General features: G+C 61.9%; 23 protein-coding genes. 3 read left to right on the forward strand and 20 right to left on the reverse strand.

The annotated features are described in order from the left end of the window. Nucleotides 1-76 precede the first annotated feature (76 nt). Nucleotides 77-871, forward strand: a complete 795-nt coding sequence (locus SHEL_RS07835; protein WP_012798725.1) for an HAD hydrolase family protein — start codon at nucleotides 77-79, stop codon at nucleotides 869-871. 111 nt (nucleotides 872-982) lie between these two features. On the opposite strand, the gene SHEL_RS07840 is transcribed toward SHEL_RS07835, so the two are convergent. Together SHEL_RS07840 and SHEL_RS07845 are read right to left on the reverse strand one after the other, a co-directional pair. Continuing rightward, entirely contained in the window at nucleotides 983-1,996 is a 1,014-nt protein-coding gene (locus tag SHEL_RS07840; RefSeq protein WP_012798726.1) for an aspartate-semialdehyde dehydrogenase, read from the reverse strand. After that, a complete protein-coding gene (locus SHEL_RS07845; protein WP_012798727.1) occupies nucleotides 1,989-3,365 on the reverse strand; it encodes an aspartate kinase in 1,377 nt (458 codons plus the stop codon). The genes SHEL_RS07840 and SHEL_RS07845 overlap by 8 nt, the downstream gene beginning before the upstream one ends. A 287-nt stretch (nucleotides 3,366-3,652) precedes the next feature. Between SHEL_RS07845 and thrC the strand changes: the two genes are divergently transcribed. Beyond that, nucleotides 3,653-5,125, forward strand: coding sequence for a threonine synthase (thrC, locus tag SHEL_RS07850; protein ID WP_012798728.1), 1,473 nt, complete (start codon nucleotides 3,653-3,655; stop codon nucleotides 5,123-5,125). Continuing rightward, a complete protein-coding gene (gene thrB / locus SHEL_RS07855) occupies nucleotides 5,122-6,003 on the forward strand; it encodes a homoserine kinase (protein ID WP_012798729.1) in 882 nt (293 codons plus the stop codon). Before thrC ends, thrB begins: the two co-directional genes overlap by 4 nt. Before the next feature lie 50 nt (nucleotides 6,004-6,053). Here thrB and SHEL_RS07860 read toward each other — a convergent pair whose 3' ends face one another. The 18 genes from SHEL_RS07860 to fusA form a co-directional block, all read right to left on the reverse strand. Beyond that, complete coding sequence (locus SHEL_RS07860) at nucleotides 6,054-7,520, reverse strand: AAA family ATPase (protein ID WP_050749555.1); 1,467 nt, start codon at nucleotides 7,518-7,520, stop codon at nucleotides 6,054-6,056. Between the two features lie 2 nt (nucleotides 7,521-7,522). After that, complete coding sequence (locus SHEL_RS14420) at nucleotides 7,523-9,208, reverse strand: vWA domain-containing protein (protein WP_126513781.1); 1,686 nt, start codon at nucleotides 9,206-9,208, stop codon at nucleotides 7,523-7,525. 34 nt (nucleotides 9,209-9,242) lie between these two features. Next, nucleotides 9,243-10,385 (reverse strand): leucine-rich repeat domain-containing protein, encoded by a 1,143-nt coding sequence (locus tag SHEL_RS07870; protein WP_012798732.1) that lies wholly within the window; start codon nucleotides 10,383-10,385, stop codon nucleotides 9,243-9,245. Between the two features lie 210 nt (nucleotides 10,386-10,595). Then, a complete protein-coding gene (gene feoB, locus SHEL_RS07875) occupies nucleotides 10,596-12,986 on the reverse strand; it encodes a ferrous iron transport protein B (RefSeq protein WP_254303242.1) in 2,391 nt (796 codons plus the stop codon). 193 nt (nucleotides 12,987-13,179) lie between these two features. Continuing rightward, a complete protein-coding gene (locus SHEL_RS07880; RefSeq protein WP_232001582.1) occupies nucleotides 13,180-14,007 on the reverse strand; it encodes a radical SAM protein in 828 nt (275 codons plus the stop codon). A gap of 113 nt (nucleotides 14,008-14,120) precedes the next feature. Then, entirely contained in the window at nucleotides 14,121-15,047 is a 927-nt protein-coding gene (locus tag SHEL_RS07885) for a DegV family protein (RefSeq protein ID WP_012798735.1), read from the reverse strand. Nucleotides 15,048-15,135: 88 nt separating this feature from the next. After that, entirely contained in the window at nucleotides 15,136-16,035 is a 900-nt protein-coding gene (locus tag SHEL_RS07890; protein ID WP_012798736.1) for a DegV family protein, read from the reverse strand. 73 nt (nucleotides 16,036-16,108) lie between these two features. Then, nucleotides 16,109-17,569, reverse strand: coding sequence for a nicotinate phosphoribosyltransferase (locus tag SHEL_RS07895; RefSeq protein ID WP_012798737.1), 1,461 nt, complete (start codon nucleotides 17,567-17,569; stop codon nucleotides 16,109-16,111). A gap of 19 nt (nucleotides 17,570-17,588) precedes the next feature. After that, nucleotides 17,589-19,091, reverse strand: coding sequence for a PSP1 domain-containing protein (locus tag SHEL_RS07900; protein ID WP_012798738.1), 1,503 nt, complete (start codon nucleotides 19,089-19,091; stop codon nucleotides 17,589-17,591). After that, the gene (locus SHEL_RS07905; RefSeq protein WP_012798739.1) at nucleotides 19,084-20,205 is read right to left on the reverse strand and encodes a DNA polymerase III subunit; all 1,122 of its coding nucleotides are present in this window, start codon (nucleotides 20,203-20,205) and stop codon (nucleotides 19,084-19,086) included. Before SHEL_RS07905 ends, SHEL_RS07900 begins: the two co-directional genes overlap by 8 nt. Continuing rightward, complete coding sequence (tmk, locus tag SHEL_RS07910) at nucleotides 20,205-20,909, reverse strand: dTMP kinase (RefSeq protein WP_012798740.1); 705 nt, start codon at nucleotides 20,907-20,909, stop codon at nucleotides 20,205-20,207. The genes SHEL_RS07905 and tmk overlap by 1 nt, the downstream gene beginning before the upstream one ends. Then, on the reverse strand, nucleotides 20,902-21,432 hold the full coding sequence (locus SHEL_RS07915; RefSeq protein WP_012798741.1) for a fumarate hydratase C-terminal domain-containing protein: 531 nt from the start codon (nucleotides 21,430-21,432) through the stop codon (nucleotides 20,902-20,904). Before SHEL_RS07915 ends, tmk begins: the two co-directional genes overlap by 8 nt. Next, the gene (locus SHEL_RS07920) at nucleotides 21,429-22,307 is read right to left on the reverse strand and encodes a fumarate hydratase (RefSeq protein WP_012798742.1); all 879 of its coding nucleotides are present in this window, start codon (nucleotides 22,305-22,307) and stop codon (nucleotides 21,429-21,431) included. The genes SHEL_RS07915 and SHEL_RS07920 overlap by 4 nt, the downstream gene beginning before the upstream one ends. Before the next feature lie 209 nt (nucleotides 22,308-22,516). Next, nucleotides 22,517-22,804, reverse strand: coding sequence for a 50S ribosomal protein L23 (gene rplW / locus SHEL_RS07925; RefSeq protein WP_012798743.1), 288 nt, complete (start codon nucleotides 22,802-22,804; stop codon nucleotides 22,517-22,519). Further along, complete coding sequence (gene rplD, locus SHEL_RS07930) at nucleotides 22,805-23,428, reverse strand: 50S ribosomal protein L4 (protein ID WP_012798744.1); 624 nt, start codon at nucleotides 23,426-23,428, stop codon at nucleotides 22,805-22,807. It lies immediately after the preceding gene. Between the two features lie 18 nt (nucleotides 23,429-23,446). Continuing rightward, nucleotides 23,447-24,067 (reverse strand): 50S ribosomal protein L3, encoded by a 621-nt coding sequence (rplC, locus tag SHEL_RS07935; RefSeq protein WP_012798745.1) that lies wholly within the window; start codon nucleotides 24,065-24,067, stop codon nucleotides 23,447-23,449. 14 nt (nucleotides 24,068-24,081) lie between these two features. Further along, complete coding sequence (gene rpsJ / locus SHEL_RS07940; RefSeq protein ID WP_050749558.1) at nucleotides 24,082-24,390, reverse strand: 30S ribosomal protein S10; 309 nt, start codon at nucleotides 24,388-24,390, stop codon at nucleotides 24,082-24,084. Between the two features lie 33 nt (nucleotides 24,391-24,423). Further along, nucleotides 24,424-26,535 (reverse strand): elongation factor G, encoded by a 2,112-nt coding sequence (gene fusA, locus SHEL_RS07945; protein ID WP_012798747.1) that lies wholly within the window; start codon nucleotides 26,533-26,535, stop codon nucleotides 24,424-24,426. Nucleotides 26,536-26,551: the final 16 nt, after the last annotated feature.

A 26,551-nucleotide genomic window follows, 5' to 3' on the forward strand; every position in this document is an offset into this window, starting at 1 on the left:
CGTCTTGCATGCCTTCTGACAATTTGTGAATTCCTGCATGTGCGGCGCCGCGGTTCGTTGCTACAATGGAGTCCGTGTGTTGGCCCATCAGAACGAAACCATGACGAAGTATCTGTTTTTCGACATAGACGGCACCTTGGCTGCAGGACCCATCGGCAACCGCGTCGTTCCGGAAGGAACCCGCGACGCTTTGCTGCGCCTTCGCAAAAACGGCCACTTTACAGCCATCTGCACCGGCCGAAGCCATGCCATGGCCCGCAGCTATATGGAAGAGCAGGGGTTCACCAACATGGTCGCCGACGGAGGCAACAGCACCGTCATCGACGGAAATCTTCTGGGCATCGAGCCTCTGGACAGGAAGAGATGCATCCAGGTTCTGGAAGAATGCGACAGGCTGAAGATCCCCTGGGCCGTGTCGGCCGACGACAGCAATACGCGTCTTTCTATCGACGGACGCTTCGCCGACCTGGTTGAAAAGGGCTACATGGTCACGAAGACCGTCCCCAACCTCGACTACCACGCCATCCCCCGTTTCTACAAGCTCTACATCGCGGTCAACGCTGAAGACGAGAAACGCATCACCACGCTTGATCTGGTTCCCCACGTGCATTTCAGCGACACATGCCTGTTCGTGGAACCCATCGACAAAAGCCGGGGCATCATGCGCATCATGGAGCATCTGGGCGCGCCGATCGAAGACGTGGTGGTGTTCGGCGACGGCATGAACGACCTGAGCATGTTCGACCCGCGCTGGCTGTCCATCGCCATGGGCAACGCGGTGCAGCCCCTGAAGGACGCCGCCGACTACATCACGGCGAACGCCGACGACGACGGAATCCGCAAAGCCTGCGAGCATTTCGGTTGGATCTAGCCCATAAAACCGCCGGGGCATTCCCTCAATATAAAAAGGCCGAGGCGTTCATGCCTCGGCCTTCGATTATGGCTTGCAAGCGCGTTTACCCTGCAGACGCACGATGCGTAACTACACGGTGAGCAGCTTCGCAATCTGGACGGCGTTGGTCGCGGCGCCCTTGCGGATCTGGTCGCCTGCGCACCACAGCGTCAGTCCGTAGGTGCCATCGGCTGCGGAGATGTCCTCGCGGATGCGGCCGACGAAGATGAGGTCCTGGTCGGTGGTGTCCAGCGGCATGGGATACTGCTGGGCAGCCGGGTCGTCGACCAGCTTGACGCCAGGCGCGGTGGCCAGAATGGCGCGGGCCTCGTCGGGAGTCAGCTTATTCTCGAGCTCGATGGTGATGCTCTCGGAGTGGGAGCGCATGACCGGAACGCGAATGCAGGTGCAGTTCACGCGCAGCTCGGGGACGTGCATGATCTTGCGGCCCTCGTTCTGCATCTTCATCTCTTCGGAAGTGTAGCCATTCTCGTCGAAGCCGCCGATCTGCGGAATCAGGTTGAAGGCCAGCTGGTAGGCGAAGGCCTTGGGGTCGGACATCTCCTCGCCGCGGCCGAAGCGGCCTATCTGGTCCTCAAGCTCGCGCAGACCGTTGATGCCGGCGCCGGAGGCAGCCTGATAGGTGGAGGCGATGATGCGCTTGACGCCTGCGGCCTTATGCAGCGGGAACACCGGCACCAGGCCGATGATGGTCGCGCAGTTGGGGTTGGCGATGATGCCCTTGTGCTTGGCGATATCCTCGGGGTTGATCTCGGGAACCACCAGCGGCACATCGGGGTCCAGGCGGTAGGCGCTGGAATTGTCCACCGTCACGCAGCCCTTCTCGCGGGCCACGGGGATGAAACGCTGCGCGATGTCGTTCTCGGCGGCGCCCAGCACGATGTCCACGCCATCGAAGGCCTCGTCACGGGCCTCCTCGATGGCGATGTCCGTGTCCTGGAACTTAACGGTCTTGCCGGCGCTGCGGGCGCTGGCAAGAAGCTTGATGTTTCCTACCGGAAAATCCTGTTCGTCCAGGCACTTCAGCATCTGCTGGCCGACCACGCCGGTGGCGCCGAGGATTGCAACGTTGTACTTACGCATCGAAAGAACCTCCCCTTGCTTCAAGTTCGTCAATAGTGATGATGTTGTCTTCAGAATCGACGAACGCCTTGTAGATGACGTTGATGGCGCGTTCGAAGTCATCGTCGTTCACGCCGCAAATGATATCAAGTTCTTCGGAACCCTGGGCGATCATGCGGATATTGATGCCTGCGCGGCCGAGTTCGCCGAACAGACGGCCGGAGATGCCGGGCCTGTTGGACATGTTACGGCCTACGGTGGAGATCAGCGCGATGTGGTCCGCGATGGAGATGTCGGCGGTGGGCAGCTCCAGCTGGATGTCTGCCACCAGCTTGTACAGGCAGTCGCGCACGTCGCTGCCGTGCACCACCACGGCGAAGGTGTCGATGCCAGTGGGGATGTGCTCGACGGAAACGCCGTAGCGTTCGAAGATGGTCAGCGTACGGCGGACGATGCCGACCATGTTGGACATGTGGTTCATCTTGACATGGATGGCCTTGAAGCCCTTCTTGCCGGCCACACCCGTGATGATGGGCTCGACGGTGCCGGGCTCGGTCTCCTCGCTGATGATCGTGCCGGCGTCCTGCGGGCGGTTCGTGTTCAGGATGGCCAGCGGGATGCCTGCGTCCTTCACCGGGAAGATGGCCTCCTCATGCAGGACGCTTGCGCCCATGTAGGACAGCTCGCGCATCTCGGCGTAGGTGATGCGGGAAATGGACTTGGGGTTGTCCACGATGCGGGGGTCGGCGGTCAGGAAGCCGGACACGTCGGTCCAGTTCTCGTACAGGCCCGCACCCAGGCACTTGGCCACGATGGCGCCGGTGATGTCGCCGCCGCCGCGCTCCATCAGGCGAATTTCGCCGTCGGGGTCAGAACCGTAGAAGCCGGGAAGCACGAAGCAGGCGTGCTCGCGGGCGGCCGCCTGGATGAGTTCCGTGGTCGTATCCATGTCGAAGCTGCCGTCGTAGTTGAATCGTACGACGTCGGCCGCGTCCACGAAGGCGAAGCCCAGATACTCGGACATGAGCTTGGCCGTGAAGTACTCGCCGCGGCTGACAATGTATTCGGGCGTGAATTCGCCGCGTTTGGCACGCTCGTGGAAGGCACCGAACTCCTGAGCGATGGGATAGGCCAGCTCGAGGTCATGGGCGATCTCGATGAAACGGGACGCGATATTGCCCATCAGGTCGTCGCATGAGACGTGGTACTGCAGGTGAGCGTTGACCAGATACAGAAGGTCCGTGACCTTCGTGTCGGTCTTGTCGCGCTTGCCGGCTGCGGAAACCACGACGAACTTGCGCGCCTCGTCCGATTCGATGATCCCCTTGATCTTCTTGAATTGAACGGCGGAGCTCACCGAGGAGCCGCCGAATTTGGTTACTTTAATCATGTGTCCGCCTCGTCCTTTCTTACAATGCTGTGCAATAGTACCAAACACCCAAGGCGCGCAAGTAGCCAGGCGTGCCATCGCGGTATTTTTCCACGTGCGAGTGGGAAGCCGACGCGCACGGCCCCGCATCCGACGTCGCGCATCCGGGCTGGCCGACCGCAGCGGTGCATGCACGGCAAATACGAACGCCTGAGCCGTATATATAGTGCGGATTGGCGGCTGCACTCCACTCCGTTGGAGTTTCTCTGATACACTCTCGGAATTCCGAAATCTAACGAGGAGGATCCATGGCTTCGATTTACCACAGCACCCGCGGCACCGACCAGGTTTGCGGCGCCAAGGAAGCCGTCTTGAACGGCATCGCCCCCGACGGCGGCCTGTACGTCACCGACGCACTGGGCAGCGCAGCCCTCGATTTGAACAAGGTCGTCGGCCAGACGTTCCAGCAGATCGCCGCCGACGTGCTGGCCACCCTGCTTGACGATTACACCCGCGAAGAAATCGAGTCCTGCGTCGACGCCGCCTACGTCGGCACCTTCGACGCGCCCGAGGTCACGCCTCTGGTACCCGTGGAAGACCAGTACGTGCTGGAGCTCTTCCACGGTCCCACCAGCGCCTTCAAGGACGTTGCCTTGCAGATGCTGCCGCAGCTCATGAGCCGCGCCACCGGCGAGCAGCACATCATGATTCTGACCGCCACCAGCGGCGACACTGGCAAAGCGGCCCTGGCGGGCTTCGCGAACACGCCGGGCCTGGGCATCTCGGTCTTCTTCCCCCACGGCGGCACCAGCGCCATCCAGCGCCTGCAGATGGTCACCCAGCCGGGCGACAACGTGGCAGTGGCTGCCGTCCGCGGTAACTTCGACGACACTCAAAGCACCGTCAAAGCCATTTTCGCCGACAAGGAGCTGGCAGCGCGTCTGGCCGAAAAGAACATCGTCCTGTCCAGCGCCAACTCCATCAATGTGGGCCGTCTGGCACCTCAGGTCACCTATTACTTCGACGCCTATGCGCAGCTGGTCCGCGCCGGCAAGATCAACGTGGGTGACGAAGTCGAGTTCTGCGTGCCCACCGGCAACTTCGGCGACGTGCTGGCAGGCTACTTCGCCAAGAACATGGGCCTGCCCGTAGCCAAGCTCATCGTGGCCAGCAACGCCAACAACATCCTCACCGACTTTTTGACCACGGGCGTCTACGACCGCAACCGCCCGTTCCACAAGACCATCTCGCCTTCGATGGACATCCTCATCTCGTCCAACCTGGAGCGCCTGCTGTACTACGCGTCCAAGGGCGACACCGCATATGTGGCCCAGCTCATGGCCGACCTGAAGGAGACCGGCCGCTACGAGGTCCGCGAAGACATCCTGGCCGGCATCCGCGAGCTGTTCGACTGCGGCTGCGCCGACGACGACATGGCCCGCGAGTCCATGGCCGAATGCTACAAGCAGACCGGTTATGTGCTGGACCCGCACACCGCCGTGGGCTGGAACGTGTCCAAGCGCATCCCGTGTAAAGCCGCGGCGCGCGTGGTGCTGTCCACCGCAAGCCCCTTCAAGTTCTGCCGCGACGTATGCGACGCTCTTGGTTTCAACGCCGAAGGCTCCGACTTCGACTGCCTGCGTGAACTTGAAAAACAGACCGGACTTGCCGCCCCCGCCGCACTGGCCGCGCTCGAATCCGCCGACGTGCGCTTCGAAGACGTCATCGCCAAGGACGAGATGCCGGCGTTCGTCGAAGCCAAATGCGGTGAGCTGCTGTGAGCGTTACCATCACCGTACCGGCCACATCGGCCAACGTAGGCATCGGCTACGACTGCCTGGGCATGGCCGTATCGCTGTACGCCACGTTCACCTTCGACCACGCCGACGAGCTGACCATCACCGGCTGCCCTGAAGAGTTCGCCAACGAGCAGAACCTGGTGTACCGTTCCTTTGAGCTGGCGCTGGAGCATTGGGGTGAAAAACCGTTCCCCATCTCCATCGATATCGACTCGCCCATCCCGCTGGCCCGAGGCCTGGGTTCCTCGAGCGCCTGCACCGTGGCAGGCATCATGGGCGCGGCGTCGCTCACGGGACGCATCATCCGCCGCGAAGAGGCCGTGGCCATCGCCACCGAGATGGAAGGCCACCCCGACAATGTGGCGCCCGCCATCATGGGTTCGCTGGTCTGCTCGTTTTCACCCGAAGGCGGGCTTCCCCACTGCATCCGCTACGACGTGCACAAGAAGCTGCACTTCGTCACCATCGTGCCGCCTTACGAAGTGCACACCTCCGACGCACGCAAGGTGGTGCCTACGGAAGTGCCGCTGTCCACGGCCATCTGGCAGATGGGTCGCATCTCGGGCCTGACCCGCGGTTTGGAAACGGGCGACGCGAAGCTGATCTCCGCCGCCTGCGAAGACCGCCTGCAGGAGCCTTACCGCCGAAAGCTGATTCCCGATTACGACGACGTGTTCGAAACCTGCAAACGCGGCGGCGCCGTGGCCATGTGGATCTCAGGTTCAGGCTCCACACTTATGGCCTGCGTCGACGACGGGCTGGTGGCCGAAAGCCTGCGCGCACGCATCAAGCAGCTGCACCCCACGTTCGACGTGATGGTGCTCGACTGCGACACCCGAGGCGTGCGTATCGAAATGTAGCTTCCTTTTTGCACAAGCAAGGCCCTGGCAGCTTCCAGGGCCTTTTTCTTTTACGCCTCGGCGTTCAAAGCGTCTATCTCGTCGAAGATGGCATCCCTCTCGACGTCCGTCGCCAGCTTGGCGCTGTGCCTGAAATACCCGTCGCAGCCGAACAGCGCAACGAACTGGGCAAGGTCGCGCCGCGCCGCAAGCTCCGTGGTGAACACAAGCGCTTCGCTCCCCATGCCGAACACATTGTCGACGAAGTCGTAGGCGCAGTCCATTTTAGACCGCATGCCATCGGCGGACGATTCGAAACGGGCTACTGCCTCGCGGTACAGCTGCGCAGCTTCCTCATAATCGGCTGCAGGCTGAAGCTCCTTCAGCAGAACGGTCGTCTGCATGGCCCTGCGTTTCGACCGAGCGTCCGCATCGCCTGCCGCCGCTGTCTCTTCCCTATGAACGGCCGATTCCAACACGTCGGTCAAGGCCAGGCCTTCGCAGCCTTCCGCACGTTTCAGCACCTCCCGCACCGATGCCAGCGCATCGTGGCGCTCCATGACGTCGCGGGCCTCGCTTTCCAGCGCGTCAAGCATGAGCGCCATCAGAGCCAGCCGCTCGTCGAAGGCCGCATCGCGGGCACGTTGCGAGATATCCGCAGGCACATGGCCCGAAAGGACGTCCTCAATCCGATAGTCGCTTCGGTACTTGGAGAAGAGCCCGTAGTACGACGAGAACCGCGCCGCCACGTCTTCATGCTGCAGGTACTGTCCGATCACGGTGCGGTCCACGTTCAGCCCCAGGTCCTCATAGAGCACCAGCAGGTCGGAAAGCTCGCTCCAGCTGCGCGCCGTCACGAAGCTCTTGCCGCCGGGTGTGCTTTCCACCACGTAGAAGTCGTCGGGGCGCAGCTCCAGGTAGGTTGTGACCGATGGGTGCGACCGGATGGTTCGCATGTAGTCGCGCCAAGCGGCAAGGCCGGGCTCTATCTCCACCTTGCGCAGGCGGTCCAGCGTAACGATGTCAAACTCATGCACGCTTCGGTTGTATTCGGGTGGGTTGCCGGCGCACACCACCACCCACCCCTTCGGCACGCGGTGACGGCCGAAGGTCTTGAACTGCAGGAACTGCAGCATGCTGGGATAGAGCGTCTCCGACACGCAGTTGATCTCGTCCAGGAAGAGTATTCCCCGGTCAAGCCCGGTTTCCTCCATGTAGTCGTAGATGCTCGCGATGATTTCGCTCATGGTGTATTCGCTCACGTCGAATGCTTCGCCTGAGCCGTATTCCTTATGCACGATGAAAGGCAGGCCCAGCGCGCTTTGGCGGGTGTGATGCGTCATGGAGTAGCTCACCAGTCCGATGCCCAGCTCATGGGCGACCTGGGACATGATGGCGGTCTTGCCGATGCCTGGCGCCCCCAGCAGGAACAGCGGACGCTGTCCGGAGGCTGCCAGACGCGGCGCCCCCAACCCATCCAGAGCCAAGTAGGCGGTAACCGCATCTTTGACCTGTTGTTTCGCCTGTGCGATATCCATCATCAACTCCTGTTCCCCTCGAGGGCCTTGCCCTGCGCGTCTATCTGCAATATGTCATCCTCACCGATGACCGCTTTGCAGGCCCATGGCGGCACGCGCCACTGCCTGCCTTCCTCCTCTACGAACACGAAGGCTACGTCGTATCCTGGCGGATTCTTCGGGAACGCCCCGAACCCGTCAGTGAAATAGACAAGTCCGCGCAGGTCGGAGAATTCGCCACGCTGCACCAGTTCGTCAACATAGGCGAACACAGGGCGGAAATCGGTGCCGCCGAAGCCTCGGACCGTCAGATTGTCCACAAGGTCGCGAAGGTCGCTCTCCTGGGTGATGACGGTGTCGCTTTGTACCGCCGCGTCGCATTGCACCACATGGATGTTCACCCGCGTGCCCGACAGGTGCGCCTGGCCCAGGATGTCGCAGGTGCGCGTAAGGAACTGCCGCACCAGCTCGCCAGAACAGGACCCGCTGGTGTCGATGGCGATCACGAATTCGCGCAGGCCGAAGGACTCCTGGTACTCCAAAGGCTCGATGAGGGGCATGTTGCCGTAACGCTGCAGCCCGTAGGTGTAGAACACGTAGTCGAATTCCTCATCGTTGGTCTTGATCCGCTCGTTCAGGGCGCAGAACCTCCTAAGGAAGTCTTCGTAATCCACAGGTTTGCGGTTCGCCAACGTGAGGTTCTCGTCCATGCGGCCGGTTTGCGTGCCTTGGGCCTGCAAAAACGACTGCATCTCGGTTTGGACCTGTTGGGCAATGTCTTGCCAGGCCTGCTCGGCGCCGGTCTCCTCCCGGTCCTGCACCGATGCGTCCGGGACTGACGCCTCACGGGCCTGCCCGTCTTCGGAACCAGCCGTTTCCTCTCCCATCTCGAGCTGAGGGGAGCCGTCCGTGCCGCCCTGTCCGGCGCGTCCGTCGTCGGCGCCTTCGCCGGAAAGGTCGTCTTTCGCGTCGCCTTCGCCCCCGTCCTCAGAATCGCCGACGTCCGAATCCTCGCCGTCGGCGCTGTCGACGCCGGGCGCCTGGCTTTCGCCCTGACTGGCTCCTTGGTCGTGCGGGCCAGGCTGCGTCTGGATGTCCTCGTCGGAATCCTCTTGAACCTTTGGCGCAGCAATGTCCCACAGCTCGTGGCTGTCCCGCGCGAACGGCGCGCCGAAGGTCTCGGGGTCTTCGGCGTAGGGCTGAAGCCACCGATGCGCATCGGGATTCGTGCGCGCCATCAGCAGCCTGCGGTAAACCTGCGACGGCACCAGCGCGCAACCCTCGTCTTCCAACCGGTCGACGACCTTGCGGATTGCTTTGTCCTCGGGCGTTTCGAACCGTAGGCCGCACAGCTGCAGCGCTACCGCTTCGACGCATATGTCGCAGGCCAGGTTCCATACAGCCGGATCCTTGCGCACCGTGCGCAGCGGATGGCGGAAGATGCAGTGCAGCACGCTGTGGAGAAACGCCCTGACCACCGCATCGGGGTTCTTGCGATAGGCCTTCATGACGCCGTGCGCATCGAAACGCAGCTCCAAGCCGTCGGTCGCCAGCAGCCCTTCTACGTCGCCGGCCGCCAAAGGCATCTGCCACAGTGCCCGGTCTAAAAACCGAAATGCCATCATCAGGCGCACCCGGCTTCCTTCCAGACAACGCAGAGCCACGTCCCTCACCTGGGCATCCCGTTCGTTTCGGCTTTGCACTGCCATGATGCGAACCTGCTTTCCTTCCACGTTTTCCTGGTTATAGGTCCAAAGACAGTCGGCTGGCCATGTTGCGGCTGGCCTGTATCAGCCGACCGCACACCGCCACGCCGCCCACAGCGTTGGCCACGTCGATCGCGTGGGACATGTTGCTCCGGCAAATGACCCCCAAATCGCACAGGGCTCCCGCCGTTTGGACATCGTCGCTTCGGGCGCACCGCTCGACGATGCGGTCCAGGTCCCTGGCAAGCAGGTTCAGAAACGCCGATCGGTCCTTTCCGTCCAGAAGAACCCCGTTCTGCAGGCGGCGCACGATACGGCGGGTCCGCTCCTCCGTCGGCTTCATGGCACGCAGTCCGGCGTCATACTCCTTCGCCAGCTGGGCAGCGTCAATCACGCCGTCGGAGAACATGCGCACATATTGACGTGTCTTGAGCGATTCCTTCGACGGAAGAATCTCCAGCACCTCGCCCTGTCCGACGGCAAGACGGATCGCGTCGGGGTGGTTGTGCATGGACAGCCCGTTTGTGCCTACCTCGCGAAGCGAGGCGGGAATATTCAGCTCATCGACGGTGACAGAGCAGGTCAACGCATAAGCACCCGCACGCGACACGCCGTCGGGAATCGTCACGGCGCCGCCAGGGCCGAAGTAGTACACCGCCTGCAGCCGACCGTCGTCCATGCGTTCCAGAAGAAAGCCGTCGGAAGTGCTGTACCGCAGGTTGCCGGGCTCCACCTCGACCGCGCATTCAGGCGCAAGCATAGAGCCGCTGCGGCCGGCGGGCCGGGGCATGTACAGAAACGGAGCATCGCCCATGAATTCGAAACCGGCAGGAATGCGTATGCTCTTGAGCTTGGTTGCGAAAAAGGCGATGTCGCCGATATGTTTGAGCGTCGTGGGGAAATCGGCCTTGACCAGCGCGTTGCACGCCAAAAAGGCCGCTTCGCCGATGTCTTCCAACCCTTCCGGCAACTCGATTCGGGTCAGTCGCCTGCGATATTCGAAGGCGTGAGGCCCGATGGCGCGGGTTCCGGCGGGCACCCGGTAGGTCTCAACGTCCTTGTCGCAGCACAGCAATATCGAACCGTCGGCGGTAAACGTGCAGGTCCCGTCCGAGCGCGTGCGCCCTGCAGCGGCCAGTACCTTGTCCTTGTCCATCAGTTCGAACATGCTCAGGTCCACAGTGCCCCCTCTCCTCATCAGGCACCGCCATGGTAGCAAACCACCGCATCAATTGCGGTCATACAGTAATACCGTTATTGGCACGTTGCAAACCGTTTCCAATCCGTTGGCATTTCGCACCTTGGCAGACACCCGCCGACTTGCCCGCGAACGAAAGAAGCCGCCCTGTACGGACGGCTTCCCGAATCCAAACGAAATGCGAGATGCAGGCTATATCACCAGCGAAGCTATCAGGTACACCGCGAACGCAACCACCCAGGCAACCGCGCATTGCATGACCACGATGCCGACGGCCCATTTGCCGCCCAGGTCGCGCTTGATGGCGGCGACGGCCGCCACACACGGGGTGTAGAGCAGGCAGAACACCAAAAACGACAGCGCCGCAGCCGGCGACAGCGCCGAGACCAAAGCACCCGTTCCGTTGAACAGCACAGACAGCGTTGAAACGACCGTCTCTTTGGCCATGAAGCCCGCGATGAGGGCCGTGACGAAGCGCCAGTCGCCGAAACCCAGCGGTGCGAACAGGGGCGCCAGCCATCCCGCAAGCATGGCCAGGATACTGTCGTCCGCCGCCTCTACCAGCTCGAAGCGGATGGAGAAGGACTGGAGGAACCAGACGATGATGGTTGCCACGAAGATGACCGTGAAGGCCCTGGTGATGAAGTCCTTCGACTTGTCCCACACCAGGCGGCCGACGCTCTTCGCCGAAGGCATGCGGTAGTTCGGGAGCTCCATGACGAAGGGGATCGCTTCGCCTTTGAACACCGATTTGTGCGACACGACACCGATGACCACGGCAACGAGGATGCCGAGCAGGTAAAGCCCCACCATGACCCATCCGGCGTTGCGCGGGAAGAACGCCTCGGCCACGAATCCGTAGATGGTGAGCTTGGTTGCGCAGCTCATGAACGGCGTGAGCAGGATGGTCAGCTTACGGTCGCGCTCCGATGGCAGCGTTCGGGCAGCCATGACCGCCGGCACCGTGCAGCCGAACCCCATGACCATAGGGACGATGGATGAGCCCGACAAGCCGATGCGGCGCAGCGAGCGGTCCATGAAGAACGCCACGCGCGCCATGTAGCCCGTGTCTTGCAGCAACGAGAGGAAGAAGAACATCACGACGATGATCGGGAAGAACAGAAGCACCGTGCCCACACCGTTGAACACGCCGTCGAGAATGAACGACTCGATGACGGGACTGACGCCCCAAGCGTCGAGCGCTCCTGCCGTGGCGGAGGTGACCCCGTCGATTCCCAGCTGGATCAGGTCCTGGAAGAAGGGGCCGATGACGTTGAAGGTCAGAATGAAGATGGCCGCCATGATGGCGACGAAGACCGGGATGGCGGTCCAGCGGCCCGTAAGCAGCCGGTCGATGGCGGCGCTGCGGGCATGCTCCTTGTTCTCCTGGGGTTTCACAACAGTTCGCGAGACCACCTTGCCGATGAAGGAGAACCGCATGTCGGCGATGGCGGCCGCACGGTCAAGCCCGCACTCCTCCTCCATCTGCCCCACGATGTGCTCCACCATTTCCGTCTCGTTGCGGGACAAATCGAGCGCCTCGGCCACGCGGGAGTCGCCTTCGGCAAGCTTGGTCGCAGCGAAACGCACCGGAATGCCCGCACGCTCGGCATGGTCCTCGATCAAGTGCATGATGCCGTGCAGGCACCGGTGCACCGCACCTCCTCGGTCGTGCACGTCACAGAAGTCCTGGCGCCCGGGACGTTCCTGGTAATGGGCCACATGCAAGGCGTGGTCGACCAGTTCCTCAACACCTTCGTTATGGGCTGCCGAGATGGGCACAACAGGGATGCCCAGCATGGCCTCCATCTCGTTCACGCGGATGGATCCGCCGTTGCTCTGCACCTCGTCCATCATGTTGAGCGCGAGCACCATGGGCACGTTGAGCTCCATGAGCTGCATGGTCAGGTACAGATTGCGCTCGATGTTCGTGGCGTCGACGATGTTGATGATGCCCGTGGGCTTCTCATCCAGAATGTATGCGCGCGAAAGGACCTCTTCGCTGCTGTACGGCGACATCGAGTAGATGCCCGGCAGGTCCACTATGCTGGTGTTCGGATGCCCCTTGATGACGCCTTCTTTTCGGTCCACCGTCACGCCCGGGAAGTTGCCGACCCGCTGGTTGGCCCCGGTGAGCTGGTTGAACAGCGTCGTCTTGCCGCAGTTCTGGTTGCCGGCAAGCGCGAAGGTGAGCACGGTGTCGTCAGGCAACGGGTTCTCGTCGGCACGGGAATGGAACCGGCCGCCTTCGCCCAAACCGGGGTGCTCCGCCTCGTCGTCGGAAAGGTCCGATTCGAAATACGACGTATGCCCCGCCTGGTCGGATGCTATCGGTTCGACCTCGATTTGCGAAGCGTCCTCGCGGCGCAGCGTCAATTCGTAGCCGTGGATGCGGTATTCCAGCGGATCGCCCAAAGGCGCGCTTTTCACGAACTCCATCCGCGCGCCGGGGATCACGCCCATATCAAGAAGATGCTGCCGGAGCGCGCCTTGCCCGCCGACCGCCTTCACGATGGCGCACCGCCCCTTTTCAAGCGCATCAAGCGTCATCGGGCTTTCGCCCGCCATGTTCCCATTCGCCAATTGTTCCCCCTATCATGTGGTATATACCATTATTGCATTTCGGTATTCCACCGAAGGGCAGCTAGATTGCATTTTCCCGTTCGTCAATGAATCTCAACAGTTTCGCCCGTGCGAAACCGCATATGAAAGCAACGCACCTGAAATCGCAGATGCGCACGAAACTATTCTGAATGGATTTGCACAGGCGGCTCGCCTACACCCCTTCGCACGCCTCGAAATCGGGGATGAAGCTTTCCAGGGCTGCTTCGCCCTCCTGCCAGAAGTACTCCTCCACACCCAAGGAATCCACGAAGTCGAGCAACGCATCGAACTCGTCGGGATCGACCCTCTGCTCGAGTTCGGGATGCTGCGGGAACGCCCCCATGGGCGTGTACTGGCTCATCATGCTCAGCGTGACGCGTTCGCCGAACGTATTCACCAGCCAGGCCACGTTCTCGAAGGCTTCCTCGACGTGCCCGGGAAGCGCCAGGATCCGCACGATGACCTGAGCATCCGACTGCGCCATGGCGGCGATGGCCGACCGTGCCACCTCGGGGTAATCCGGCGCGGCGGAAAATGCCTTGGCGGTTTCGGGACGGGCGTAGCGAAGGTCCGTAAGCCACACGTCCACCGTGCCGTTCAGGGCGCGCACCAGTTCCGCCCGCTCGTAGCCCGACGTGTTCCAGACCACAGGAATGGAAAGGCCGCATGCTCGGGCCCGGTCAAGGGCGGCCACGGCCTGCACGGCGTAGTGCGTAGCTGTGACCAGATTGATGTTGAGCGCCCCCTGGGATTGCAGCTCAAGGTAGCATTCGGCAAGCCGTTCGACCGTAATATCGCGACCTACCTGGCCATTTGCAATTCCGGCATTCTGGCAATAGATGCAGTGCAACGGACAGTGGCTGAAAAACACCGTGCCGCTTCCCGCCTCCCCGGAAATAGGAGGCTCCTCCCAGAAATGCAGAGCCGAGCGGGCCACACGCAGCTCGTCGGCAGCGCCGCATACGCCGCGTTTTCCCGCTAGGCGGTCCGCCCCGCACATGCGCGGGCACAGCTCGCACGAAGCAAGGAGCCGCGTAGCTGCGGCTCCTCTCAAATCAAACGTAGGTTTTCCTGACGAGGCCACCATGGCGGTTCGAACGCCGGATGCGCCCGTTAGGCGCCGCGGACGCGGCGGGCGATGCGGTCAGCCACCGAAAGGTCCTCGCGGCGGTCGCCGCCCCAGAACACGATGGACACCATGTCGGGTCCCACGTGGCAGCCGATGACGGGGCCGATCGTGGAATCCAGGAACATGACGCCGTCGTTCTCCTTGGAGATAAGCTCCTGCAGACGCTGCGCGTCCTTCGGGCAGTCGGCGTTGCCGGTGGCGACGGTCTGCGACGGGTTGTTGCGGTCCACATGGCTGTTGTAGAACTCGGCCATCTGGCGAATGCCCTTCTTGCGGCCGCGGGCTACGCCGCGCATGGACAGCCTGCCGTCCAGACCGATGGTGAGCATGGGTTTCACATCAAGCTTGGCGCCGGCATAGGCGACGGCATCGGGAATGCGTCCGCCGCGACGCAGCGATTCCAAATCATCCACCATGAACATGCAGTTCACGAAATAGCGCGCCTCTTCGACCCACGCCACCATCTCCTTGGCGGTCAGACCCTTCTCGCGCTGGCGAAGGGCTTCATACACGATGAATGCCTCGGCCGTGGATGCCAGAAGCGTATCGACGACGTACAGTTCAGCCTCGGGGTATTCGGCAACCACCTGGTCGCGGATCATGCAAGCCAGGTCGAAGGAGCCGGACAGGCCGGCCGTGAAGCTGATGTACACCGTCGGCACGCCGCTTTGCGCGGCCTTGGTGAAGACGTCGGTCAGTTCAGAAATGGGAAGCTGCGCGGTGGAAGGCTGTTCGCCTTTGCGCATGCGACCGTAGAACTCGCTGACGGTCATCGATCGCCAGAGGTCGTCTTTATGCTCCTCTTCGCCGAAGAAGAACGGAAACTCGAGCAGCGTGATGCCCTCCCGGTCCACAACGGAAGCCGGCAGGTCGCTGCAGGAGTCGATGATCAAATTGCATTGTGCGGTCATATGAGCCTTTCGTAATTCCCGCTTTACGGGAGAGTGTATGCATCGGTTCATAGTATCCGCAGGAACCGACGTCAACAGCCACAATCTTCTATATGCGGTAAATCAACGAATTTGGATCGTCGATCTTGCCGGGAAGCTTCCTCTGCGCGATGTAAGCCACCGCGACCGTGGGTCCAACATGCAGACCCACGCAGGGGCTGACGGGTATGATGTCGACGGCATGGCCCAGCAGCGGCTCCACGTATTCCTTCGCGAAGTCCACCGCCGCAGACTTCGGGCCGATGTACTGCACCACGCATTCCTGCAGGCCGCACTCGTCCATATCCCGTTTGAGCTGGTCGACGATGGCCCGCTTGGCGCGCTTGTAGGTACGCACCTTCACCGGAGCCTCCACGATGCCGTTGACCACCGTCAGGATGGGTGTCAGCTGGATAAGGCTTCCCAAAAGCGCGGCCGCATGGCCGATGCGCCCGCCCGCCTTCAAAAACGCCAAGGTCTGCGGAGCGAACACGAAGCGCGAACGAGCCGCCGCATCCACGGTAATCTGGACGCACTCCTCGAAGGATTTGCCCTCCTTGATGGCTTTGGCGCATTCCAAAACGCAGAACCCCTCGTCAAGGCCGCAGGACCCGGAATCAATCACTACGATGTCGAACCCGGCGTGTCGGGCCTTGACCTTCTCGGCAACGCTAGCGGCGTTGGCCGCCGTGCCCGACAGGCCCATGGTGATGAAAACGGCTATGACGCTGTCCCCCGCCTGGGCGGCCTCTTCGAACATGTCCTCCAACTCACCCATCGGCGGCTGAGATGACGTGGGGATGTTGTCCACCATGTCCCCGATGCGGTCGTAGAACTCGTCGATATCCATGGTGGTTTCGACGTGCTCCTTGTCGCCCTCATGCAGAAACATGCTGATGACGCGGATGTTCTCACGTTCAGCCACATCTGCAGGAATCGAAGCCACGGAATCTGTTATCAGACGGATCATACGGCGCTCCTCGCAACGCACAAAAAACGGCCCGGCGTTGAGCGCCGGGCCGTCAGACATAACAACTGACTAACTACCGGCCGCGAAGCTCCGTTGCGAGCTTTGCTCGACGGTCCCAAAGGCCCTGCTCCAAGCCCACGGGATAGGAATGCGGATTCAACTGGCGCTTCTGGGATTCGTCCAGCTGCTCCAACCCTGCCTTCACGCGCTTCTGGGCCGCCATGGCGTTGCGGTCCTCGTCGCTGAGCACCGACTCGCCGTTGCGGGCCAGAGGGATGAGCAGCGTTTCGAATTCATGCTCGCCTAGGGTCTTGCGGCGCAGCACGTCGGCAGGGTCGACGATAACGCCGTGCTCATTGACCGCTTCGTTCACATCGAACACCATGTCGCCGGCCAGTTTGCCGTTCTCATCGATGTAACGTCGGATGTCCAGAACGCCCGGGATGGTAAGCTTGGCTGTGCTCTCGGACACCTTCATGCGGCCGGTCCAGCGCTCTTCGCCCGGCATGCGGGTTGCGCAGAGCTTGTACACGCCGCCCAGCGAAGGCTGGTCGTACGCGCAGGCGAGTTTCGTGCCCACGCCCCAGGAGTTGACCTTGGCACCGCTTGCCTTGATGGAGGCGATGCTGTATTCGTCCAGGTCGTTGGACAGCACGATGCCGCAATCCGTCAGCCCCGCCTCGTCCAAACGCTCGCGGGCGTATTTGGCAAGCCATTCAAGGTCGCCGGAGTCGATACGGATGCCGATGAGGCGCTCGCCGCGCTCGCGCATCTCGAGACCGACGGTGATGGCGTTCTCGATGCCGCGCTTCACGTCGTAGGTGTCCACCAGCAGCACGCAGTTGTTGGGGAAGATTTTCGCGTAGGCGCGGAACGCCTCCAGCTCGTCGTCGAAGGACATGACCCAGGAATGGGCGTGCGTTCCCGAAACCGGGATGTCGTACATCTTGCCGGCCATGACGTTGGAAGTCGAAGAGCAGCCTCCGACGACCGCGGCGCGGCTCGCCCAAAGCGACCCGCCCGCACCCTGGGCGCGGCGCAGGCCGAATTCGGCCACAGGGGTCTCGGCGGCAAGGCAGACGCGGGCGGCCTTGGTGGCGATCAGCGTCTGGAAGTTGATGCAGCACAGCAGCGCCGTCTCCAGAAGCTGGCACTGCATGATGGGGCCGCTCACACGCACCAGCGGTTCCATGGGAAACACGATGGTGCCTTCGCGGACGGCGTCGATGTCGACCGTAAGCCTCATGCCGCGCAGGTATTCGAGGAATTCCTTCTCGAACAGCGGACCGCCCAGAGGAGCGTTCAGCGAGGCCAGATACTCGATATCCGCGTCTTCGAAGCGGAAGCCGTCGATCATTTCGGCAAGCTGGGCCTGACCGCAGGATACGGCGAAGCCGCCGTTGAACGGGTTGTCGCGGAAGTACATGAAGAAGCAGGCCTCTTCGTCACCCTTGCCGGATTCCCAATAGCCCTGGGCCATGGTGAGCTGGTAGAGGTCCGTCAACAATGCGTATTTGAGTTCATTCCTGGTCATAGACAATCATCCCCTGGTGTTAGTTTTCCTGTTGTTGTTGTCCTTCGGAACCCTGTGCTTTATGGCTGCGCCTGCGGGTGCGACGGTGCTCACCGGCGGCGCCGTTGTTTGATTGATGGTTGGATGTCCCCTGCCCGGAACGTGTCTCCGCCAATCCAGAAGAACGCTGGCCCGGACGGGCGCCTGTGTTCTGCTTCTGCGGACGCGGCTTGCGGTTCGACTGCTGTTTCTGGGGCTTCTGCTGCTTCTGCTGTTGGGCCTGCTGCGGCTGCTTTTCCGCGGATGCGCCCGCACCTGCAGCGCCGCCCGTCGTCACATGCCTGCGGCGCGGCTTCTGGTTGGTGCGCTGGGACTTGGCCTGCTGCTGTTCCTTGGCAGTTTTCTGCTGGGCGTTCTTGTCCTGCTGGCCCTTGGCCTTCTTGGGCTGCTTCGCCTGCTGCTGCTTGGGCTGGCCCGCCTGGGCGTCCGATCCGTTCTTGGAGCGGCTCCGGCGCCTGCGCGAACGCTTCGATGCGCCCTCGCCTTCCTTGGCAGCACCGTCTGCGCGCCTGCGGGAAGGATTGTGCACCGCACGCGGATTCTCAGCCACCTTGTCGTTTCCGGTGAAGAGCTTGTCCACCAGAAGCGCCGTGGTCTTGGCCGCGTTGTTGGCGTCCTTGCACTCGAAGTAGACGTCCTCGGGAACCGTGTCCGGCTTGCCGTTGGGATTGTTCTCGCGTTCCACGGTCATGTCGGCGACAGGTACGCGGATGCGCTTGTTGTCCGAGGTCAAAATGGTCACCGTCTCACGCGGAACGTTCACTTCGACCACCTTGGCCTCGCCTTCCGGCGTATCGACCTTGGCATTCAGCTTGGGACACCCCGTCTTGAACTCCTTGTAGACATCCGACTCGTAGCGCAAACAGCACATGAGGCGACCGCAAACACCGGAGATCTTCTGCGGGTTCAGCGACAGGTCCTGATCCTTGGCCATGCGGATGGTGACGGGATTGAATTTACCGCCCATGCGCGCGCAGCACAGCTCCTGGCCGCAGTGGCCGTAGCCACCCACGATGCGAGCCTCGTCGCGGACGCCGATCTGGCGCATATCAACGCGGATGTGGAATTCGGACGCCAGCGAGCGGACCAGGTTGCGGAAGTCCACACGCTCTTCGGATTCGAAGTAGAAGATGCCCTTGTCGCCGTCGAACAAGTACTCGACCGTGACGGGGCGCATATCCAGACCCTGCTCCTCCACCATGCGCTTGAAAACGGGGACGGCGGCTTCAGCAAGACGCATCTGCTCTTCCCAGTGGGCTTCGTCTTCCTCGGTGGCGATGCGCAGCACGGGCTTCAGCGGACTGTCCAGCGCTTCGATGGCCTCCTCGGGGACCTCTTTCAGATCGCTGTCGGCAGTGCCGAATTCGGTGCCGCGCTCGGTGCTCACAATAAGCTTGTCGCCTGCGTGGATATCTATGTCAACCGGGTCGAACCACAGTATCTTCGGATTGTAGGTCAACCGGACCGGTGCGACCTTAGGCATATAAAACCTCTCTTATCTCAAAAAGCATCGCTTCGATGCTCACTTGTGGTGAAACATTATACGTAATGGCGACCTCCGCGGCATCAACGCATTTCTCGGCCTTACACGCGGCCTCCACGGTTGTATGTCGGGCCGCATCGCGAATGGCATCCGCGGCGTCGATGTTGAGGACCAAATCCGGTGTGCCGGCGCACACCACCGCCACATCCCGCAGCCACGAGCGCACCACCGATGTCATCTGGCGCAGCAGCTCGAAAGATGCCTGGGACAAAAGGCGTTTCTGACGGGCCTCAAGCGCCTTCAGGGCGCTGCGCTGCAGAAACTCCGAGCTTTCCTCAAGCGTCCGTTCCTGCTCGCGCCTGACCGCGTCCAACGGAGTCTTGGTGGCGGATACGATGTCCGATGCGTACGATAGCACGTCCAAATCGTCGGCACGGGCCAGCGACGCCAGCACCAGCAGCACCTTGTCGCGATAGGCCTGCCGCTCCGGGGATTTGAGGAACTCCAGGCCCTTGGTCACCGAGCCGTTGCAGGCCTGGATGGCTATCATGGCCTGCGGAGTGGACGCCTGGCTGTTCTGCACCAGGATGGCCGTGGCCTCCGACGCAGGGATGTTACGGAAAGGCACCACCTGGCAGCGCGACACGATGGTCGAAAGCACCGCCGAAGACGTGCGGCCTAGAAGCAGGAACACAACGTCCGACGGGGGCTCCTCCAAGGTCTTCAGGAAGGCGTTCGCCGGGGACGTGCCCATGAGGTCCACGCGGTCCAGAATATAGACCTTGCGTTTCGCCTGGACAGGTGCCATGGCGCAGTCGGAGACGATCTCGCGGATCTGCTCGACCAGGTACCCCTGGGCGCCTTCGGGCACGACGTAGCGCACGTCGGGATGCACCCGGCGGGTCACCTTCCGGCGGATTTCCATCTTCTCGTTCGCGTCGGCCGTGTCGCTCTTCAAGATCTCCTCGGCGAAGGCGTACGCGGCGGCGGTCTTGTTGGAGCCTGCCATGCCCGTGAACAGGTAAGCCTGGCTCACCTTGCCCGATGCGACACAGGTGCGCAGGTATTCGCGTACTTTCGGCTGTCCGTATATGGTGTCGAAGGCGTCCGACATCAGTCGACCTTCTTCACGTCTAAGGATGCGAAATGATCCTCGTTGCCGATGAACCGCTCCAGCTGGGGCAGGACATCTGCCAGGGCCTTGAAGACCGACTGGGACGTGAGGGATTTCGCACTGGCGGACTGAACCATGCGGATGCGCTTCTTGCTTTGGGCGGCAAGCTCGACGAACGCCTGGTTCACACGCACATGGAAATCATGTCCGGCGGACTCGAGGCGGTCGGCGCCGTCATCCTTGGTGGCGCGGTAGAGCCCCTCCAAGGCGTTCGGAGCCACCATGAGCACGGTGGCATCAGGGACTATGCCCTGGCAGGCAAGCTCATTCGCCCTTCGAACACGGTCCAGCTCCAATCCCCGACCATAGCCCTGGTAGGCCAGCGTCGAATCGGTGAACCGGTCGCAGAGCACGATGGCGCCCCGTTCAAGCGCAGGCTTGATGGCTTCGGCCACCAGCTGTGCGCGTGCCGCCTCGTAGATGAAAAGCTCGGTCCAATCGGCCATCTCGGCGTTCTCGGGATCCAGCACGACGCCGCGCAGTTGCTCGCCTATGCGAGTCGAGCCGGGTTCGCGAACGCGCACCACCTCGAAGCCGCAGGCCTCGAGAGTCTGCGCCAGGAAGTTGATATGGGTAGATTTTCCAGCGCCTTCCCCACCTTCGAAAGTGATGAAAACGCCCGTATGTGCAGCCGCGTCAGTCATAGATGCATGCTCCTGCAGTATCGATGCCGACAAACGCCGGGAAGTCGACGACCTCGATGCGTCGCAGCGCCTCGGTGCCCAGGTCGTCGTAGGCTACGACCTCGCCCGACGTCACGCACTTCGCCAACAGCGCGGCGGCGCCGCCCGTGGTGACGAAATACACCGACCCGGTGTCGATGCAGGCCTGGCGAACTTCATCGGAGCGCACGCCTTTGCCAAGCGTTGCAGCGATGCCGGCATGGTAGAGCTCCGGTGCCGCGAAATCCATGCGTGAGGCCGTGGTGGGACCAACAGCGCCGAAGGGACGTCCTGCGGAAGGAGGCGTGGGTCCTGCGTAGAAGATCGCCTGCCCGTCAAGGCCGTACGGAAGGCTTCCCTGTTCATGCAGTTCGGCCAGAAGGCGGATGTGGCCTGCGTCGCGCAGCATGTACATCGTGCCCGTGAGCAAGCAGGCATCGCCCATGGCCAGGGTTTTCAGCTCATCGCGGTTCAGAGGGAGGGAAAGCCGGCGCTGTTCTGTCATCGGACCCCTCCCACCGGCGTGGTTTCTAGCTCAATGGTCATGCGGCGCATGGCCGAGCATCCCATGTTGATGGCAAGCGGCAGGGCCGCGATGTGGCACGGTGCCGTGTTCACGTGGACGTCCAAGGCCAAAGTCTTTCCGCCCAAGGCGCCGGGACCCATGCCAGTGGCGTTGACCATGTCCAGAAGCTCCCGCTCGAATGCTGCCACCTCGGGGTTTTCGCTCGCACAACCCACAGGACGCAGAAGCGCCGTTTTCGCCAGGTGGGCCACCTTGTCGAAGGTGCCGCCCACGCCGATGCCGATGACCAGCGGCGGGCAAGCGTTTGCCGCCTTGTGGCGGACGCAGTCCATGACCTCGCGCACAATGCCTTCACGGCCGGCGCCAGGGGTGAGCATGACCACGCGGGATGCGTTGTCGGATCCGCCGCCCTTCAACAGCACGTGCACGCGGGCGCCGGGGGCGTCCACGAACTCCACGTCCACGAAGGCCGGCGTGTTGTCGCCGGTGTTGCTGCGGTCCACAAGGGCGTCCTTGACGACGCTCTTGCGCAGGTTGGCCTCCGTATAAGCCCGAGCCACAGCATCGTTCACCAGGGAGAACGCGTCTCCCGGCAGCAACACGTCCGGCCCGATCTCTAGACATACCCACGTAGTGCCCGTATCCTGACAGATGGGCACGCGGTCGGCTTCAGCGATATCGGCGTTTTCCAGCAGTTGGTCTAAAACGATGGCGCCGCGCGATGGGCCCTCAAGGCCGCGGGCGCGCACGAGAGCATCCCGCACATCGGCGGGCAGCACGCAGGCGGTCTGCGGTATCGCCTCGTAAACGGCCTGCGCAATCATCTCTTTGGTAAGCAAGTTAAACGTATTCATAACCCGCTATTATACCTGCAACTCAGGGGCGTTTCCCCCTGTTATGGCGTTGCCTCATAAAACGCACGGTGAGCGACCGCAGGCAACAAACACCCTAGACGTGGAGCATCCGCACGGAAGGTCCTGTTGCACTCCCCCCACCTACGCTGGTGTCGGAAATATAAAACGACCCCCGAGGGTTTCGGGGGTCGTTGGCAATCAACCATATGTTAGTTGACGGCGAACAGCTCGATAGAGTCGCCTTCGGCCAGGGTGACCATGGCCTTCTTCCAGGAACGGGTGTAACCGGCCTGGTAGCGAACACGCTTCGGCTTCGGCTTGACGTTGATGGTGTTGACCTTGACAACCTTAACCTTGAAGATCTCTTCGACAGCCTTGGCAATCTCAACCTTGTTGGAATCCTTGGCAACCTCGAAGGTGTAGGTGTTCTTCTCCATCATGTCATAGCTATGCTCGGTGATGACCGGGCGGATGATGACCTCGCGGGGATCCTTCATTTACTTCAGCACCTCCTCGAGACGCTTCAGGGTCGATGCGGTGAGCACCAGGACCTTGTTGTCGATCAGTTCCATGGTGTTGGCCTCTCCGACGGAGATGACGTTGACCTTGGGGATGTTGCGGAAGGACAGGTACGCGTTCACGTCGTCATTCGGAATGACGATGGTGGTGCGACGGTCAAGACCGTTGGCCTTCAGGAAAGCGACGGCTTCCTTGGTGCAAGGCTTCTCGAACTTGAAGTCCTCGACGACCATCAGCTGGCCATCGGCAAGCTTGGCAGACAGCGCAGAGCGCATGGCCAGCTTGACTTCCTTACGGTTCACGCGGAAGGCGTAGCTGCGGGGATGAGGACCGAAGACGGTGCCGCCGCCAGCCCACTGGGGTGCACGGATGGTACCCTGACGGGCACGGCCGGTGCCCTTCTGACGCCACGGCTTCTTGCCGCCGCCGCGAACTTCGCCGCGGGTCTTGGTGTCATGCGTGCCCTGACGCATGGCCGCCTGCTGGGAGCGGACGACCGTATGCATCACATGCACGTTCGGCTCGATGCCGAACACAGCGGACTCGAGCTCGACCTCGGAGGCCTTCTCGCCGCTGGCATTCTTGATTTCAATAGTAGCCATTGTGTTGAACTCCTCTTATTAAGCCATGCGGACGCGCACGATGCCGCCCTTGGCACCGGGCACAGCACCCTTCACCAGGATCAGGTTCTGCTCTGCGTCGATGCGGACAACTTCGAGATTCTTGGTGGTCACGGTGTTGCAGCCCATGTGGCCAGGCATACGAACGCCCTTCAGAACGCGAGAAGGCGTAGCGCACATGCCGACCGAACCGGGAGCGCGATGGAAGTGCGCACCATGTCCGCCGGGGCCGCCACGGAAGCCGTGACGCTTGATGACGCCCTGGAAGCCCTTGCCGATGGACGTGCCGGTCACATGGACCTTCTTGACGTCGGCGAAAGCCTCGACGGTCTGCAGGTCGCCGACCTTGTAGTCAGCGGCGTTCTCGACGCGAACCTCACGCAGGTAGCGGGTAGGTTCGGTGCCCAGCTTGGCGAAATGGCCAGCCATGGGCTTGTTGACCTTCTGGGGCTTGATGGCGCCGAAGCCGAGCTGAACAGCCTCGTAGCCGTCGGTATCAGTAGTCTTGATCTGGCAGACCTTGTTGGGCTCGGCCACGATGACGGTGCAAGGGACAACCTTCTCGTCCTCGTTGAAGAGCTGGGTCATGCCGATCTTCTTGCCGTAGATGGCATTGATCATAATTCGGTCACTCCTTACAGCTTGATCTCGATGTCGACACCAGCCGGGAGATCGAGACGCATGAGCGAGTCAACGGTGCTCTGGGTCGGCTCCAGGATGTCGATCAGGCGCTTGTGCGTACGCATCTCGAACTGTTCACGGGAGTCCTTGTCGACATGGGGACCGCGAACGACGCAGTACAGGTTGCGCTCGGTGGGCAGGGGAATAGGTCCGGAGACCTTTGCACCGGTCTTCTGGGCGGTGTCCACAATCAGCTTCGTGGACTGATCCACGATTTCATGATCGTAGCCCTTCAGGCGGATGCGGATCTTTTGATTAGCCACTTTAATTTCCTCCATAGAAGTTTGCGTCACGCATTAAGAAGCGCTTCCGCCAGCCTTGCTGATGATTTCTTCCTGAACGCTCTTCGGCACAGGCTCGTAAGAGTCGAACTGCATGGTGTACACAGCACGGCCCTGAGTGCCGGAACGCAGGTCGGTGGCGTAGCCGAACATGTTGCTCAGCGGAACCTTGGCGCTGATGCAGACGGCGTTGCCACGCTGCTCCTGGCCCTGGATCAGGCCACGGCGGCTCGGGATGTCGCCCATGACGAAGCCGATGTACTCTTCGGGGGTCTCGACCTCGACAGCCATGACCGGCTCGAGGATGACCGGCTGGCCCTTGCGCAGAGCGGCCTTGATGGCCATGGAGCCGGCAACCTTGAAGGCGGCTTCGGAGGAGTCGACGTCATGGTAAGAACCGTCGATGAGCTCGACGCGGACGTCCTCGACCGGGAAGCCGGCCAGAACGCCGGACTCCAGAGCCTCCTGGATGCCCTTATCGATGGACGGGATGTACTCCTTGGGCACAACGCCGCCGACGATCTTGTTCTCGAACTTGTAGCCCTCGCCAGGCTCGGCAGGGTACATGTTGATGACGCAGTCGCCGTACTGGCCGCGGCCGCCGGACTGGCGGACGAACTTGCCCTGAACGTTGAGAGCAGGCACGGTGGCCTTCTCGCGGTAGGCAACCTGCGGTTTGCCGACGTTAGCCTCGACCTTGAACTCGCGGAGCAGACGGTCGACGATGATCTCCAGGTGCAGCTCGCCCATGCCGGCGATGATGGTCTGGCCGGTCTCATGGTTGGTGGACACGCGGAACGTCGGGTCCTCTTCGGCGAGCTTCTGAAGGGCGATGCCCATCTTGTCCTGCTCAGCCTTGGTCTTGGGCTCGATGGCGATGTCGATAACCGGGTCGGCGAACTCCATGGACTCCAGGATGATGGGTGCGTTCTCGGCGCACAGCGTGTCACCCGTGGTGGTGTTCTTCAGACCGACGGCGGCGACGATGTCACCGGCGGCGCAGTAGTCGCGGTCGATACGCTCGTTGGCGTTCATCTCCAGGATGCGGCCGATGCGCTCCTTCTTGTCCTTCGTGGAGTTCAGGACGTAAGAGCCAGCTTCGACCTTGCCGGAGTACACGCGGAAGTAGGTCAGCTTGCCGACGTAGGGGTCGGTCATGATCTTGAATGCCAAGGCTGCGAAGGGAGCCTTCTCGTCGGAGGGGCGCTCGCCTTCCTCGTCCTTGCCGGGGATGGTGCCCTTGATGGCGGGCACGTCGACCGGGCTGGGCAGGTAGTCGCACACTGCGTCGAGCAGTTCCTGGACGCCCTTGTTCTTGTAGGAAGAACCGACGAAAACAGGGTTCAGCTCGCAGGCGATGGTGCCCTTGCGGATGGCGTTCTTGAGCTCCTCGACGGTGAACTCCTCGTCCATCAGGACCTTCTCCATGAGGTCGTCGTCGAAGTCGGCGGCGGCGTCAACGAGGATCTGGCGGTACTCCTGAGCCTGCTCGACGAACTCGGCAGGAATCTCAGGCAGCTGCTCGGGATAGGTCATGCCCTTATCGTCAGCCTTGAAGTCCCAGGCGGTCATGGTAACCAGGTCCACCAGGCCCCAGAAGTTGTCCTCTGCGCCCATGGGGATCTGGGCGGCGACTGCGGGGGCGTCCAGACGGGTCTTCATGGTGTCGATAGCATGGAAGAAGTCGGAACCGACGCGGTCGTACTTGTTGATGTAGGCGATGCGGGGAACGCCGTAACGATGAGCCTGGCGCCAAACGGTTTCGGACTGGGGCTGAACGCCGGCGACAGCGTCGAAGACGGCGACGGCGCCGTCAAGAACGCGCAGGGAGCGCTCGACCTCGGCCGTGAAGTCCACGTGGCCCGGGGTGTCGATGATCTGGATGCGGTGCTCGACGCCATCCTTCTCCCAGAAGGTGGTGGTAGCGGCGGACGTAATGGTTACGCCGCGCTCCTGCTCCTGGACCATCCAGTCCATGGTTGCAGCGCCCTCATGCACCTCACCGATCTTATGGGTCTTGCCGGTGTAATACAGAATACGCTCGGTGGTCGTCGTCTTGCCCGCGTCGATGTGGGCCATGATGCCGATGTTGCGCGTATTCTTGAGGGATGTTTTCTTATCTGCCATATTGATAGCCCTCTAC

Source organism: Slackia heliotrinireducens DSM 20476 (assembly GCF_000023885.1).
GTDB lineage: Bacteria > Actinomycetota > Coriobacteriia > Coriobacteriales > Eggerthellaceae > Slackia > Slackia heliotrinireducens.